Below are 14,974 nucleotides of genomic sequence, written 5' to 3'. Positions count from 1 at the left end.
TAAACTAAAGGAGTAAATCATGAATTTTAAATCAACATTAGTCAGCAGCGCCGTTCTTTTTGCATTAGCCGGGTGTGGCTCTTCAAGTGATGACAATGACACAACACCGCCACAATCTAGCGACAAGTCAACCTTTAGCCTTGGTGTGTCAGATGCGCCAGTTAGTGGTTTAAAAGCGGTTAACGTCGTGTTTGATTCAATCACTATTAAAACACAAGGCGATGAAGAATTTAGTTTTGAAACCCGAAGTGAAGCTGACGCATCTCAACCACAAATGGTTAATTTGCTCGATTACACCGGGGACGATGTTTTTGAGCTGCTTGACGATCAAGAAGTGCCAGCAGGCGAATACTCGTGGATCCGCGCTCAAGTTATAAATGGCGATACTAATAACCTTAGTTTTACATCTCACGTAGTATACGAAGACGACAGCATTGCTCCGCTCGTGGTAAAAAGAAAAGGGAATGATGGTGTAGGCGAAATACAACTCGATGGCTTTACACTTAACCAAACTGATAACGACTTTGTTTTAGAATTTGACCTAAAAAAATCGCTGGTCGATCCCCAAAATAATGAGGAGATCTTTTTAAAACCTAGAGGCGTACGATTACAAAATCTTTCTGAGTCACAAGAAATTGAAGGCACAGTAAGCCAAGCGCTTATTAATAACTGTGAAACAGACAATATCGCCACTGCTGCTGCAGATTCAACGTTTGGACATGCCGTATATTTATATTCATCAGATGCTCAAGTACCTAAAGATATATACGAAATAGATGAGCAAACCCCAGAAGATGCCCCACTTGCGACCGCAAATGTTGTATTTGATCAAGACGATAACCAATATGAGTTTGAGCTTGCTTTCATTACACCGGGAGACTACCAACTTGGCTATACGTGCACCGCACATTTAGACGATGCAGAGCTAGAAGATACAGATTTCACTGTTTATCAACTTAAGCAAATTAGTGTACCGCAAACTGAGGACCTTTCAGTTAGCTTTGACATAACACAATAAACGTATAGCGCACTTTAAGGTGCGCTTTTTTTATAAAAAGTATAACAAAAACGAACACTCCACCTTTGCAGAAACCCATTAAAGCCACTCACCTAACATCATCCAAATAATTCATTCGAAAAGTGACCTGCATTCAAGCCCCGTTAACCCAGAACTGGTACAGTTAATAGCACGTATTAGTTAAACCGTTCTTATCATTTTGAATATGTAAACATAGGAGAAATAATCATGGCGAAAGAAAAAGTAGTTCTAATTACAGGTGCCTCTAGTGGCATAGGTGAAGCGAGTGCAAAAACATTGGTGAATAACGGCCATAAAGTCATTCTTACCGCCAGAAGTGAAGATAAATTAGCTGAACTAGTTGAGTCATTAGGTGAAGATAACGCACTGAGTGTACCCGCAGATGCCACCGACTTTACCGAACTTGAAAACGTAGTAACAAAAGGGCTTAAAAAATTTGGCCGACTAGATGCCGCATTTGCTAACGCAGGTATGGGCGTTTCAACCGCAGGCACCGAAAAAGGCGACCCCGATGAATGGTCAACCATGATAGACATAAACATTAAAGCCCTACTGTGGACGGCAAAAGCAACCCTGCCTCATTTACGCCAAAACAAAGGTCACTTTATATTAACCAGCTCAGCTGCTGGCCGTAAGCCAATAAAAGGCTCTATTTATGGCGCAACCAAATGGTTTGCTTACGGGTTTGGGCAAAACTTAGCTGAAGAAATGAGCGAGTGGAACGGCCGCTGTACCACCATAGCCCCAGGCATGGTAAACACCCCATTTTTTGATGAAGCAAAGCCCGACAAACTCGACCCACAAGATGTGGCCGACGCCGTACTGTTTGCAATAGAAGCAAACCAGCGCAACAACGTGCGCGAGATTTATTTAATGCCGACTAATTAACGGTGATTGGTTGAGTTTGAGCTGTCAGGTTTAATGCCAATGGCGTTAAACCTGATAATTGTTTTTGATAAATACTGGCTGGATAGAATGAAGAATTTAAGATGGGTGTCTTGTTTGTTTAAACAGGCAAAAATTGTTGGCTATAATAGCTACGAAGAAGCAAAAGCCAACTGTTTTTTGTCCTTTTTTAACAGCTTGTTAGCTACCGGTTTACTATTTTTATTTTACCGATAAGATCATTTTCTGTGATTGTATGCTTTATACCTTTATATGGGCTTTCTTCAGCCAGCTCCCAGATGAAGCTTGAAAAATTAGCCATTACAGTTTTTGAGTAAGTTAATATATCGTGTGATTGTTTTTCATCGTTCGATTGACCAAAGAACTCTTTCAACTTTTGATCAAATTTATCAAATGACTCTAATGTATTTCGTTCAAGTTTTATTGCTTCTGGGTTTAATGGTATTGGTGCGACAATTTTAGGAAGTAAGTTTCCTTCGTTCAAAGTTATGCTTTCAACACGAATCCATAGGTGGCCACCAGCCATCGACATTGGACAAGCATGTGTAACTAAGTCGCGATATGAGCCTAATATATTTAACCACCCGTTTTTATCACAAGCATTTTTAAACTTAGATCTAAATACTGTAGGCTGGCTCTTATCTTTGAAGTACTTTTTGAAGATACGAGATGTGATGTTCATGTGCTGTACTCCCAACTTTTCTTCATCAGTTAATATAAAATGAAAAATAAATTCGGATAAATAATCCCTTAAAGTACATGCATCAAATAAAAAGTGCTGAAAAGAGTTATAGATCTCTTTTGAGAACCCATCTTCAAATTTGCTCCCTATTTCAATTTTATCTCGTATACACCGTCCCATAAGCTGCTTTCTGTATCTGTGAGACAGTATTTTAAATGATTCATTTAAAGTACTGATTTGATAAGATATTCGTTTAGCAATATCCCACAAGAACGCATCCTTTAATTTATGACCTTGATTTGATACATGTGACCAGTGCCAAATAGCTTCAGTGTGTGACCATGGTTTTGATTTGTAAGCTGTATGAGCTCTCCATTCAGAAGGAGCACTACCGTCGGTATGAGATACATCAGTATAAAACTCTGTACCAACTAGTTCGCTTAACCCTACTTGAGCTAATCCTTCGTATAATTTTTGATATGTTGAAATTGTTATTACTGCCGACTTACCATCAATGGTACTTGGATAAACCTTAACTTGATTAGATGACGGTAAATTAATTGCATGAATACCACCGAGAAAATGGACATCTCTCCCTGATATTGGCCAGTTACTCAATTTTATTCTCCAAAGTTTGACAACGCGGCGTTATGAAAGTCGATTTATCCGATTGATGCATTTTTGGATATTTCTGTACTACCAGAGTTTTCTATTACTTGGCCGTTGACAGTACCAGTAATTAATAGGGTTCCACCGTCGTTAACAACATTACCGGTGACCATACCTGGAATTTCGACTCTTGCACCGGGCTCAACGACTACAGACTTTGTGGCCATGCCATGAAGAACTAAATATCCGCCATTTTTAACAATGACATCACCAGTAAACATCCCATGCATTTGTAGTTCTTGAGTAATTACAACATCACCGTCGATTTTTCCGTGTTCAGTTTTCATGAATTCTCCTTGGTTTCATAACGCTTACATAAGCGGAAGTTTACAGTTGGCTACAATGTTTGAGGAACGAAAAACAGCCAATTGTAAATTTATCGTTTAATGTTCTTGTTAGTTTTTGTCTTGCAACTCTACTCTTTTTAAAGCGATTGAAGCAACTATACCTGCGAAAACTGCAAACCCCATAAAACCTATAATAGATTGAATGGTTGCAATAACCTCTGCAACAATATCGTTAGGAACTATATTACCGTAACCCAGTGTTGTGAGTGTTACGGTACTAAAGTAAAAGTGTTTCCAAGTGCCTTGAATTTCATTTCCACTCGCGTCTACAACACTCCCAAACATATAAAGACAGGCAAATAACGCTATATAGTTGAGAATAATAAAAGGAACACTAATTTTTAGCATCGCAGAATCATAAACAGGCTGAGAAGATTGCTTAATTATCAATGCCCAAGGCTTATAAACACCTTGTGAAAACCATAAGCCAAAAAGCATAAATACTATATAAGGCCAAGGTGAATACCAAGCTGTAGCCCAATAAAAAAAGTGAGTAAAAAGAATAAATATTGTAACGGATGCTCTAATTCGAAACTCTGAAGAAAAGGCAAATTGGGCGAATCGAGTTTGAGCTAACCAATTGGAAAATTTGATTAATCGGCTTTGTTCTTTATTTTCCATAACTTAATTCAAACTCCGATCAATGGATTAACACCGAGAAAACTAACAATTTAGTCTACGACATCTGTCGTTTTACAAACCGACAAATGTTCCTATATTACAGTAATTTTATCCTAGCTATAAAATAAACACCTGTAAACAGATAGTTAGCTTCGCCTTACCTTTTCTAAATGTAGCAAAAAACAAAATGGTGGAGATCAGTAATATCAGACATATAGTTGATTATTAATTAACAAATCATATTTTAAATACCTGTGTTTAAATCAATAACGCATACACACATTAACCCTTAACCTTGTAACTCGTTGTTGTTTATAAAATTAGTTAAAAATCACAATCCACTTCTATTGAACCCTTTGCATTTTTACTTCATATTAGCTGAACTACTTTTCAATTATTAGGCTGTTATGTCACTTTTAAAATTTAGCCAAGCACTTATATTTATCCTTGCGAGTACCGTACCGTTTACAAGCCACGCGGCGCTTAATAAAAACGAGCGTGAAATAGTTAAACAAGTTGAGCAAAACATGCCCCAAGCACTTGAAGAGATAAAACAAGCAGTTAATATTAATAGCGACTCACTTAATATCGAAGGCGTAAAAAAGGTAGGCGCTATTGCAACCGAGCAACTAAAAGCCATTGGTTTTGAGGTTGAGTGGCTAGATGGCAGCGCGTTTAACCGCGCAGGGCATGTATTAGCTACGCACAAAAGTAAAAACCCCGATGCAATAAAAATACTGATGATCGGCCATCTTGATACAGTATTTGCTAAACACGATAACTTTACTACCTATAAACAAATTGATGAACACACCGCCAGCGGCCCAGGTGTAGCCGATATGAAAGGCGGCAACACTATTATAATTACCGCGCTTAAAAGCCTGCAAGCGCTTAATTTACTTGAAAACGTAAGCGTAAAAGTACTGCTTACGGGCGATGAAGAAAGCAGCGGTCGCCCACTTAGCTTATCTAAAAAGGCGATTGTTGATGCTGCAATTTGGGCTGACGTAGCGCTAGGTTTTGAGAACGGCGATAACAATATAAAAACTGCGATGGCGGCGCGCCGTGGCTATACCGGCTGGACGTTAAATGTTACGGCCAATGCGGCCCATTCGTCGCAAATATTTAGTGACAATGTGGGCTACGGTGCTATTTACGAGGCGTCGCGTATTCTAAATAACTTTAGAGAGCAACTTGCCACGCAACCTAACTTAACCTTTAACCCGGGGCTTATTGTCGGTGGCACTGATGCACAGTACGACAGCGCTAATTCGTCAGCCACGGCGTTTGGTAAAAGCAATGTAATTGCACAAACCGTCCATGTGGCGGGTGATTTACGTGCGCTTTCGCCAAAGCAGGTAGAAGGCGCTAAAAAAGTGATGCAGCAAATAGTGGCTAAAAGCTTAAATGGCAGCCAAGCTGAGCTTATTTTTGAAAACGGCTACCCACCAATGGGCCTCACCAAGGGTAATAAAAAGCTGCTTGCACTGTATAGCCAAGCAAGCCAAGACTTAGGTTATAACAAAGTGGTGGCTGCAAACCCTCGTAATGCCGGTGCTGCTGATATTTCGTTTGCTGCAAACCATGTTGATATGGCGCTTGATGGCCTAGGACTAATGGGCAGTGGCGCACACACTAAAAACGAAACCGCCGATTTAACCTCGCTTAATAAAAACACCGCTAAAACAGCGCTGCTTGTATATAGATTAGGCCAAATGTAAAAGTATTTAAAACGAGTGCTGTTACTTTTGCACTCGTTCAAATACATGTGATGAAAAAATGTCTATCACGACATTATTTTGAAAAGCAAATCTCGCACTGTGGCGGGTTCAAACGGTTTATCGCAAATGGCATCAACGCCCGCTTGCGCAATATTGGCTAGATGGGTGTCGTTTGCCTCTGAGCTCACCATTAAAATAGGAATATGCGAGTAAGCATTTGAGCCACGTACAGTTTCGGTTAGTTCGCGTCCATCCATTTCTGGCATGTTGTAATCGGTAACGATTAAATCAAATGACTGTTCGTTAAGTTTTTCAATTGCTTGTTTACCATCTTGCGCCTCAACCGGGGCTGGTATTCCCATACCAGCAAGCACACGAATAATATGCTTGCGCGCAAAACGGCTATCGTCAACAACTAGAACTCGTAATAAAGTGACATCAAAATGCTCTAGTTCGACCTCTTCTTCTGTAATTATGTCGAGCGTCGCTTTTAACGCGCGTGTAATTGCATCTGCACTGAATGGTTTAGGTAAAATGGCTAATACGCCCGACTGCCTTAATTGTTCAAGGTATTTTTTATTGCGCTCGCTCGAGATCAACATAAACGCTTGGCTTTCTGTGCGCGGGTTTGAACGAATGCTTTGTAACAAAGAGTCTGCTGTACCATCGGCTAAGTACATGCTACTAATAACTAAATCGGGCTGGTATTTTTCTAAAAGAGCTAACGTTTGCGCTTGATTACTTGCGGTTTCTACTTGGGTTACACCACATTGAGTTAGTGATTTGATTATCAGTTTTTGCTGAACCTCTGAAGGCTCTACTAATAATATTGATAAATTGGCTATTGCAGTTAAATCACTCATGTAACTCTCTTGGGTTATGTTATTGCTAAACGATTTCGGTTTTACGGTTTCATTATAAAACAACATGTATCACTGGGGTTAACAAAACGCTTATTTATATGCATTTATTTGTAAGTTTTTAATTACAAATAAATCAGAACTTTTGAATGTACTCAAGCGCGGTCATTTTTTTATAACTTACATTTGGGTGTAGTATGTGAGCAGGATTAGGATCGACCACCTCGATAGGTATGTTATAAGTACGGGCTATTTCTAATGCCATTTGGGTGATATTTACACTAAACGAGGTGCCCATAAATACAATTTTATCAGCGTTGAGCATTCGCTGCTGTGCTTGGGTTATTCTGTAAAGCTCGGTGTAGAATTCATCAAACAACAACACAAAAGGCTTAAACGAGTGGTTAAGCTCAGCTGTTTGGTTTTGAATATTAAATAGCTCAAAAAGAGATTCATGCAGGCGGCTTTCATCTACATTATTCCACGGGGTCATTAGCGGTTTAACGGCTTCGCCTTGCTCATGAAATAGCGTCATTTGATCGAGCCTGCCGTGTATCGCAATGTAATTTTTGTTACCGACTTTGCCATCAAGCCCATCTATATTTTGGGTTATTAAGTTTTTATCGCTCAACCAATGGTGCACTTCGTTAGGGCCATGATTACGATACGTTGCAAAACGGTTGTAATACCAAGCCAAAAACTCACGCGGATTATTTTGATACATAGCGCGCGTTGCCATTTCCATAGGCGTATAGTTTTTACTGCCTATAGTCCAAAATCCTTCTTCCCCTCTAAACGTGGGTATACCACTAGCCGCGCTTACCCCTGCGCCGGTAATATAAAGCGTATTCATTATTTGACCTCGTAACCTAGCACATCATTAATAACTTGCTGTTGGTTATTCATTCCACCAATACGATATAAAATACCGTTATGCTCTAGTAAGCCTCGGTGATCCATTGTTGCGTTTTTAAGTGGCTGCATGGCTTGCCATGTATTATTTTTAATATTAAAGCGCCATACATGACGACTTGCTGGAGCTGGCTGTTTGTTATAACCAATGCCATCGTAATTATAGGGGTTGCTTGAGCCTGCTAGCATGTAAATATGGCCATTATAGCTTGTAGCAGCCATACGATAATGTGCTTCGCCTGTTGGGTGTGGCAGCGTTCGCCAATCTATTTTTTGTGGGTTGTTGGCATTTATTGTGCCTTTTAAACATTGTGCAACCCCTGCAAACGAGCGGCGTGAATTTGGATTTGCTTGGGTTTTTACGCCATCGCAAATAACAATAGTCTTACCACTAATAGCCGCCGCTTGGCCAAATACAGGCTCACCTAAAAAAGGCGACGCCTGCTGCCATGTATTGTTTTTAGTATCGTATACTTGCACTAAATTTACGTTGCCATCGTTATGCCAACCGCTAATAAGGTATATGTAACGCTCTTTGTAGCTTAGCGCCACGCTGTCATCTACTGGGACTGGCATAGACTTGAGTTGCGTATAGCTATTTGTGGTTATATTGTATTTATACACGTCGGGGCTCGATATTTCCGTGTGATCTGCAGCAACAGTGTAGCCACCAAATACATAAGCGTATTTGCCTATACCAACCGCTGTACTTGCTAAACGCCCCTTAATTGGCAAGCTAGAAGGTACTACCAATTTAGCCTGCCATTGGCTTTCTCCCAGCTTTAATGCCCACACTTTATTATGTACATCACTAAATTGTTTATTTGAAGCTAAGCCCATAAAGCTTAAGAAATAGGTGTTATTTTGCGCTGTAACTTTAGCTACTGCGTTGTTTGCAACAGGCTCAGGTAAAGCAGGAAGGCTAGCTAGCAGTGCAGAAAAAATAAAACTCATATAAAAATAATCTTATTAAAGGTTAATAAAGTAAGGTTAATTTATTTTTCAACGCTGAACCAGTTTTGATAAGCCTTGTGATGCACTTACTGCTTTCAACACCTCAAAATATAAAATAAGTCAAAGCTACTTTTTTGTTAAATTAACTTTATGAACTTACGTTAAGTGTAAAAATCATCCGCTTTTGGTTGATAAAAAAACAATTAAACATGGACTTAATACTTTTGTTTAAAGATAATATATATTATTAATCATTTAAAATTAATTTTAATGAAGCCGTGTATACGTTAGCTATGGTATTTTTTTAGTTATGGTTACTTTATAAGCTAATGATATATTGAAAGAAGTTAAAGGCTCACATAAAAAGTAGCAGCGTATTTTTGCTATATTTACACCATTCATAATGTTAATGTAATGTTCTTCAAATGTTTAAAAAAAGCAATTTCGCTTATATAACTTATGACTAGGTAGGAGTTCCTTAGTGAAAATTTCGCATCAATCACTATGGCCATTATTGTTTTTATCACCGCTTGTAATTGCAGATCCTTTTGAAGATGCTGAGCTCGATCTTAGTGCACTAATGGAAATGGATATTCAAGTTACGTCTGCAATGAAGCGAGCTCAATCAGCATTTGATACCGCCTCATCTATTTATGTTTTAAGTAAAGAGCAAATTAATAAATCTGGTGCAAACTCAGTACCAGAAGCATTAAAAATGGTACCTGGACTTATCGTTAGGCAACTTGATAATAATCAATGGGCAATTTCTTCCCGCGGTGTTGCGTCTAGATTTTCAAGTAAGCTTTTAGTTATGGTTGATGGGCAAAGCTTATATACACCTAAATTTGCTGCTGTTTATTGGGAAACACTGAACGTCCCACTTTATGATATTGAACGAATAGAAGTTATTCGCGGTCAAGGCGGCCTATTGTGGGGCACAAATGCAAATAATGGTGTGATCAATATTATTACTAAAAACAGTATTGATACTCGTGGTGCCTACGCGAATGCGACTACCGGTAATCAAATAAATATTGATGCTAACGCGCGATATGGCGGCGACTTAAGTAATAAAGGCAGTTACCGTATTTATGGTCATGTAAAAGACGCTAATGAGTCAAAAAAAGGGATTTCACTCACGCCTAGTGATACAGCCAAACAACATTCTCTGGGTTTGCGTGCTGACTTTACACCAAGCGACGAATGGTCTGCTTTAATACAAGGAGATGTTACACACTCTAACTTAGGCCAAAACTACCGTGGAGTTATTGACGAGACCAATAGAAACGTTTCATTTTCTGGAGACTTATCACGTACTGATTCTCGTGTTATGGCGCGCCTAGAAAATAGAATATCTCCCGACGCAAACCAAATGTTGCAAGTGTCATGGCTAAAGCAAAGTGGCAACCAAACATATATAAAAGAAAACTTTGAATCTATAGATATAGACTACCAAATGAACTTTTTATATGACTCTTTGCAGCTAGATTGGGGCTTGAATTACAGATATAACAAAATATCTTTCGAGGAAAGTGTATTTTTAGACAGTGATAAAGACCTAGACAATCTTCAACAATATGGTGGATTAATCCAAGCCCAATATAATGTTATACCCAATTATCTTGATTTAGTTGTCGGCACTAGGCTCGACCACAATGATTTAACTGGCTGGGAAAACCAACCATCGGCTAGGGTTATCTATAAGCCACAAGAGAGCCATCTAATATGGGGTGCTATATCCAGAAGTGTACGTACACCTACCCTGATAGAGTTTAATGATGACTACAAAGTGAATGGGACAGTTGTAGAAGAGGCGCTTGGTGGAAGTACTGGCATTGAAGCTATTAATGAATATGCGATTGCAACTTACCTCAATGGCAACGACAAAGTTGAATCAGAAAACTACGTTTCATACGAGTTAGGCTACCGCTTTGAAGGTGATAGCACATCATTAGATTTTTCAGCGTTTTATACAGATGCCGATAATATTGCTTCAATCAAATTTAACACGCACCCAGGGCAGTTTTTACCCGCAATACGCCTTTTCCAACTAGCTCAGTTTGAGCAAGCGGCATTTGCACTAACAAAAACACGTGTAGATCTCGACATAGTTTCTGTTGGTGAAACAACAACCAGCGGCTTTGATATTGTAGCAACATGGCAACCACTTGATAACTTGAGTACAGAGCTGGGCTATAGTTATACAACGATTGACTATGACTTGCCGGAGGGAGCAACACCTTCAATAGGTTTTGATTCAACTAACAGGCAGCTATTTAGCAAAGTAAACTATACATTTTTTAATCAGCATAATATTTTTGCAACTCTAAGAGTTGAAAACTCAGATGCCTATGACACAAGCCGCTACACAACAATGGATATAACCTGGAGTTATCAAATTAACCAAGCATGGTCTACGGCTTTGTCGGGTAAAAACTTGTTTGCAGGCTCTCACATTGAGTATAACAACACTCGTGAAACCTACACACTGCCTAACTACATTGATGAATGTATAACATTTTCAATTCAAGCCAGTTTTTAAGATTATTTAATGCAGCTATTAAAACTTTTACTCAACGGGCTATTAATTACATTAACACTCTTTTTTAGTGCTAATAGTGCTGCGACTGAGAAAGAGTATATGCTCAAGGCTGGTTTTTTATATAACTTTGCTCGCTTTGCAAACTGGGTAACACCGACGTACCATAGTAATAACTTTACATTATGTAGCCCAGACGAAACATTCATCAACATTGCTGATGTTGCACTCACTAAGCGCAGTATTAAAATGCGCCCATTAGTAAATAAACACATATCACTTAATAGTAGCTCACTAACACAATGCAACATGGTATTCATTACATCAAAAACATACCAAGATTGGGTAAATACTCCTGGTTTAACTTATCAAAATATTTTATTAGTGGGAGAAAGTGACGGATTTATAGAAAACAATGGTCACATAAGGTTTTTTCTCTCAAGCGGAAAGGTCCGTTTTGAAATATCACCAAACAACCTTAAAATCGACGGCTTAACAATGAGCTCTAAAGTACTGCGCCTTGCGCGAATTGTGGATGGCTAAATGAAAAAACTATTTACGCTAGACACAATAAGTAAAAAGCTGCTTTTTATACTGATGAGCGTAGCATTTATATCAAGTAGTATTGTAACTGTAGCATTTGGTACATACGAATTAAGCAGTGCAAAAGGCGAACAAATAGAAAGTCTAAACTCTCTATCAAACATGATGTCGCCAAATATAGCCACCGCACTTATCTTTGAAGATTTAGAAGCAATTCAAGAACTAATAAAGCCTATTCTTACTCGTACAGATGTAATCTCTGCTATTGTTACTAATCGAACTGGAGATATTGTAGCAAAAACTAATTCGCACATGTTATCCGATAATGTTGAACATGCTGTTGAAGTAAAAAAACAACTGACTATAGATGGTAACAACGTTGGCGAATTAGTAATCTATGCTAACAATAGCTATATCAATAATCGAATAGATTTTTATGTAAAGTTTATAATTAGTCTCACGCTACTATCCTTTGCTGTCAGCCTAATTATTTCATTGTTACTGAGGCGTCGTTTTTTAAGCCCCATTTTATATTTAGCTCAAACAGCTAACGACATCACTAAATCAAATGACTATAGTTTACGTGCCGAGCAACTCTCTAATGATGAGGTTGGCGAATTAACCGTATGTTTTAACGATATGCTCTATACAATAGAGCAACGTGAACACGCTTTAGAAAATCAAGTTAAAACACGTACCCAAGAGCTTGAAAATGCTAACAGCGAACTTCACCGCTACGCATACCAAGATGGTTTAACCGACTTACCGAATCGTCGTTTTTTCTACGAAGAAATACAAACGCTTATCAGTAATGACAATACAAGCTTTGCATTGATATTTTTAGATCTTGATGGCTTTAAAGACGTTAATGATAGCCTAGGCCATGACTACGGAGATTTACTGTTACATCATGTAGCCAATAGACTCAAAGCATGCATAAAAGATGAGGATATAATTGCAAGATTAGGCGGAGACGAATTTACATTAATTTTAAAAAACGCTAACCAAGCAATCGCTGTTAAAGTTGCTGATAAAATCAAACAAGCATTATTAAAACCGATACAATTAAAAGAAGAAACTGTATGTGTTACCGCAAGTATTGGGATTACTCTTTATCCTGAGCATGGTAGTACAGTAGAAAAGCTTGTAAAACGTGCCGACCAAGCAATGTATTTGTCTAAAAAGAAAGGTAGAAATAGGTACGAATTTTTCTCTTACTCAATTGAAGAAAAAGCAACTGAGAAAAGAAAACTCATTGAAGAAATAAAACTTGGTTTAAAAGAAAGTCAGTTTGAGTTGTACTATCAACCTATTTTTTCTGTTGACGGTAAGAGCATTACTAAAGCCGAAGCATTGATCCGCTGGAATCATCCACAAAAAGGATTAATAGGGCCTAATGAATTTATCCCTATGGCAGAAAAAAATGGCTTAATAAGCGACATAGGCCGCTGGGTGAAATCGCAAGCAATACAAGACTGTACTTTATTCAATAAATTATCTAAACGCCTTATACAAGTTAGTGTTAATACCTCACCACTTGAGATTGACCGCTCTGGTGAGTGGGTTGAGCAATGGATACAAGCAAGCGAACAATTCAATTTACCCGGACACTCTGTCTTAATAGAAGTAACAGAGAACACTCTAATGGGAACTGATTCAGAAATAAAACGACAGCTCAAGCGCCTAAGTGAATTTCAAATAGATGTTGCTATTGATGATTTTGGCGTGGGTTACTCATCACTGGCATACTTACAACGATTAGATATCGACATCCTTAAAATAGATCGTTCATTTATAAAGGATATAGAAAAAAATGATAATAGCATTGCACTAGTAAGGGCTATTATCACAATGGCCCATAACTTAAATGTGGAAGTAGTTGCTGAGGGAGTAGAAAAACAAGAGCAGTACATGTTACTAAAACAGATGCAATGTGATTATATTCAAGGCTATTACTTTTCTAAACCAGTTTCAAAAAAGGTGTTTGTCAGCGAGTTCATTGAAGAATAACGCGCAATTAAAACCAGCGAGGCACTACCTGTGAATATTGTTTATATTCAACTGTAAAGCTCTCGGTTAAATGCTTTTCTTCTACCAGAGTTTGCCTGTATATAGCTGCGACCCCAATGACTAAGCATATTAAACTAAATAAGCTTGGCAACGCTAAGAAAAATCCAATTTGAGCGGCTATCACGCCCAAATACATTGGGTTTCTAGAAAACTGATATAACCCTTTTGTTTTTAATTCACGCGGACCGTTTGGATCAACTCCTGAACGCCACAATGAGGCCATATTAAAATGAACAAGCATCGATAAAGCAAAACCTGCTGTCAAAAGCACATTGCCAAACATAACACCGGGCCAATCATTCAAACCGGTAAAAAGCCCTAGGTAATTATCAAGCGAAGGAACAAACACTCGCAATACACATACAAACCATATCAAGGCTCTAAAGAACTTAAACGCAGTATGGTTCCACCAACTTGCACAATACTTAACTCCAGGAAAAACAATGTTTTCTTTCTCAGTACGTGACATATAAATAATTCTATAGGTATAAAAACCTGCTACAAAGGTATAAAACAAAGCAAGGTAGATACGAGTAAACTCTATTAAAGAAGGTGAGTCATCGATAAATAAGGGGAAAGACATAGAGGACCCTAAATGAGTAAAAACGTTAACAAAAGGAGAGCATAAAGCCCATAAGGACTTTTAACAAGTAAAGTTAAACAAAACCAATAATAACTTATCTCTATAAAAGTATTAGCCAATACGCTTATTTAAATCGCTAGTATTTTTTATATTGTTATAAATCTTAAATCAATACATAGAGAAGTAAATCTGTAAAAGTCACCGTGAAATAGAAATTATTATTGTGTGAGGCACAAGGCAGCCATGTATGGTGATCGCCTTCGAGCTGTTTTGTGTCGCTACTGAGTTCGCATAGGTTCTAGGATTTTACTAAACCCCAGAAAGCAAAAAAAACCGTCACATTGCTGCAACGGGTTTCTCTTATTTGAAGCCTGGTAATGTCATGGTGCCCACAGCGGTGAAGGTTCACACAGCAAATGGGATACTATTATTAGTCGGGGTTCGCCTTCGCGCTGTTTTGTGTCGCTACTGAGTTCGGCATAGGGTCTTGGCTATTTTTACTAAACCCCAGACAGCAAAAAACCCGTT

At 38.4% G+C, this 14,974-nt stretch carries 13 protein-coding genes; 6 read left to right on the top strand and 7 right to left on the bottom strand.

Features of this window, described 5'->3' with window-relative positions; translation table 11 throughout:
- The first annotated feature begins 19 nt into the window (after window positions 1-19).
- Together AC27JL_RS04080 and AC27JL_RS04075 are read left to right on the top strand one after the other, a co-directional pair.
- Window positions 20-1,018, top strand: coding sequence for a DUF4382 domain-containing protein (locus tag AC27JL_RS04080; protein WP_487194869.1), 999 nt, complete (start codon window positions 20-22; stop codon window positions 1,016-1,018).
- 228 nt (window positions 1,019-1,246) lie between these two features.
- Complete coding sequence (locus AC27JL_RS04075) at window positions 1,247-1,927, top strand: SDR family oxidoreductase (RefSeq protein WP_004587015.1); 681 nt, start codon at window positions 1,247-1,249, stop codon at window positions 1,925-1,927.
- A gap of 202 nt (window positions 1,928-2,129) precedes the next feature.
- On the opposite strand, the gene AC27JL_RS04070 is transcribed toward AC27JL_RS04075, so the two are convergent.
- The 3 genes from AC27JL_RS04070 to AC27JL_RS04060 form a co-directional block, all read right to left on the bottom strand.
- Window positions 2,130-3,245 (bottom strand): hypothetical protein, encoded by a 1,116-nt coding sequence (locus AC27JL_RS04070; RefSeq protein ID WP_487194868.1) that lies wholly within the window; start codon window positions 3,243-3,245, stop codon window positions 2,130-2,132.
- Between the two features lie 44 nt (window positions 3,246-3,289).
- The gene (locus AC27JL_RS04065) at window positions 3,290-3,583 is read right to left on the bottom strand and encodes a hypothetical protein (RefSeq protein WP_487194867.1); all 294 of its coding nucleotides are present in this window, start codon (window positions 3,581-3,583) and stop codon (window positions 3,290-3,292) included.
- 108 nt (window positions 3,584-3,691) lie between these two features.
- A complete protein-coding gene (locus AC27JL_RS04060) occupies window positions 3,692-4,264 on the bottom strand; it encodes an ion channel (RefSeq protein ID WP_487194866.1) in 573 nt (190 codons plus the stop codon).
- A 407-nt stretch (window positions 4,265-4,671) separates the two neighbouring features.
- Between AC27JL_RS04060 and AC27JL_RS04055 the strand changes: the two genes are divergently transcribed.
- Entirely contained in the window at window positions 4,672-5,985 is a 1,314-nt protein-coding gene (locus AC27JL_RS04055) for a M20/M25/M40 family metallo-hydrolase (RefSeq protein ID WP_487194865.1), read from the top strand.
- Between the two features lie 65 nt (window positions 5,986-6,050).
- On the opposite strand, the gene AC27JL_RS04050 is transcribed toward AC27JL_RS04055, so the two are convergent.
- From AC27JL_RS04050 to AC27JL_RS04040, 3 genes are all read right to left on the bottom strand, one after another.
- A complete protein-coding gene (locus tag AC27JL_RS04050; protein ID WP_039037483.1) occupies window positions 6,051-6,848 on the bottom strand; it encodes a response regulator transcription factor in 798 nt (265 codons plus the stop codon).
- A gap of 133 nt (window positions 6,849-6,981) precedes the next feature.
- Window positions 6,982-7,698 (bottom strand): SIR2 family NAD-dependent protein deacylase, encoded by a 717-nt coding sequence (locus AC27JL_RS04045; protein ID WP_487194864.1) that lies wholly within the window; start codon window positions 7,696-7,698, stop codon window positions 6,982-6,984.
- Window positions 7,698-8,711 (bottom strand): Kelch repeat-containing protein, encoded by a 1,014-nt coding sequence (locus tag AC27JL_RS04040; protein ID WP_487194863.1) that lies wholly within the window; start codon window positions 8,709-8,711, stop codon window positions 7,698-7,700. Before AC27JL_RS04040 ends, AC27JL_RS04045 begins: the two co-directional genes overlap by 1 nt.
- Window positions 8,712-9,192: 481 nt before the next feature.
- Here AC27JL_RS04040 and AC27JL_RS04035 point away from each other — a divergent pair, with 481 nt between their 5' ends.
- Genes AC27JL_RS04035 through AC27JL_RS04025 form a run of 3 tightly spaced genes read left to right on the top strand, consistent with a single transcriptional unit; the run spans window position 9,193 to window position 13,803 of the window.
- Window positions 9,193-11,253, top strand: coding sequence for a TonB-dependent receptor plug domain-containing protein (locus AC27JL_RS04035; protein WP_487194862.1), 2,061 nt, complete (start codon window positions 9,193-9,195; stop codon window positions 11,251-11,253).
- 9 nt (window positions 11,254-11,262) lie between these two features.
- Window positions 11,263-11,793 carry a YfiR family protein gene (locus tag AC27JL_RS04030; RefSeq protein ID WP_487194861.1) on the top strand — a complete coding sequence of 177 codons (531 nt, stop codon included), beginning with the start codon at window positions 11,263-11,265 and terminating at the stop codon, window positions 11,791-11,793.
- Window positions 11,794-13,803, top strand: coding sequence for a putative bifunctional diguanylate cyclase/phosphodiesterase (locus AC27JL_RS04025; RefSeq protein WP_487194860.1), 2,010 nt, complete (start codon window positions 11,794-11,796; stop codon window positions 13,801-13,803). It abuts the gene before it with no gap.
- A 7-nt stretch (window positions 13,804-13,810) separates the two neighbouring features.
- Here AC27JL_RS04025 and AC27JL_RS04020 read toward each other — a convergent pair whose 3' ends face one another.
- On the bottom strand, window positions 13,811-14,446 hold the full coding sequence (locus tag AC27JL_RS04020; protein WP_487194859.1) for a methyltransferase family protein: 636 nt from the start codon (window positions 14,444-14,446) through the stop codon (window positions 13,811-13,813).
- Window positions 14,447-14,974: the final 528 nt, after the last annotated feature.

The sequence above is a fragment of the Pseudoalteromonas sp. 4NS20-0020 genome (assembly GCF_057554385.1).
Note: the sequence above shows the minus strand (reverse complement) of the source record. Positions and strands in the feature narration are given on the sequence as shown.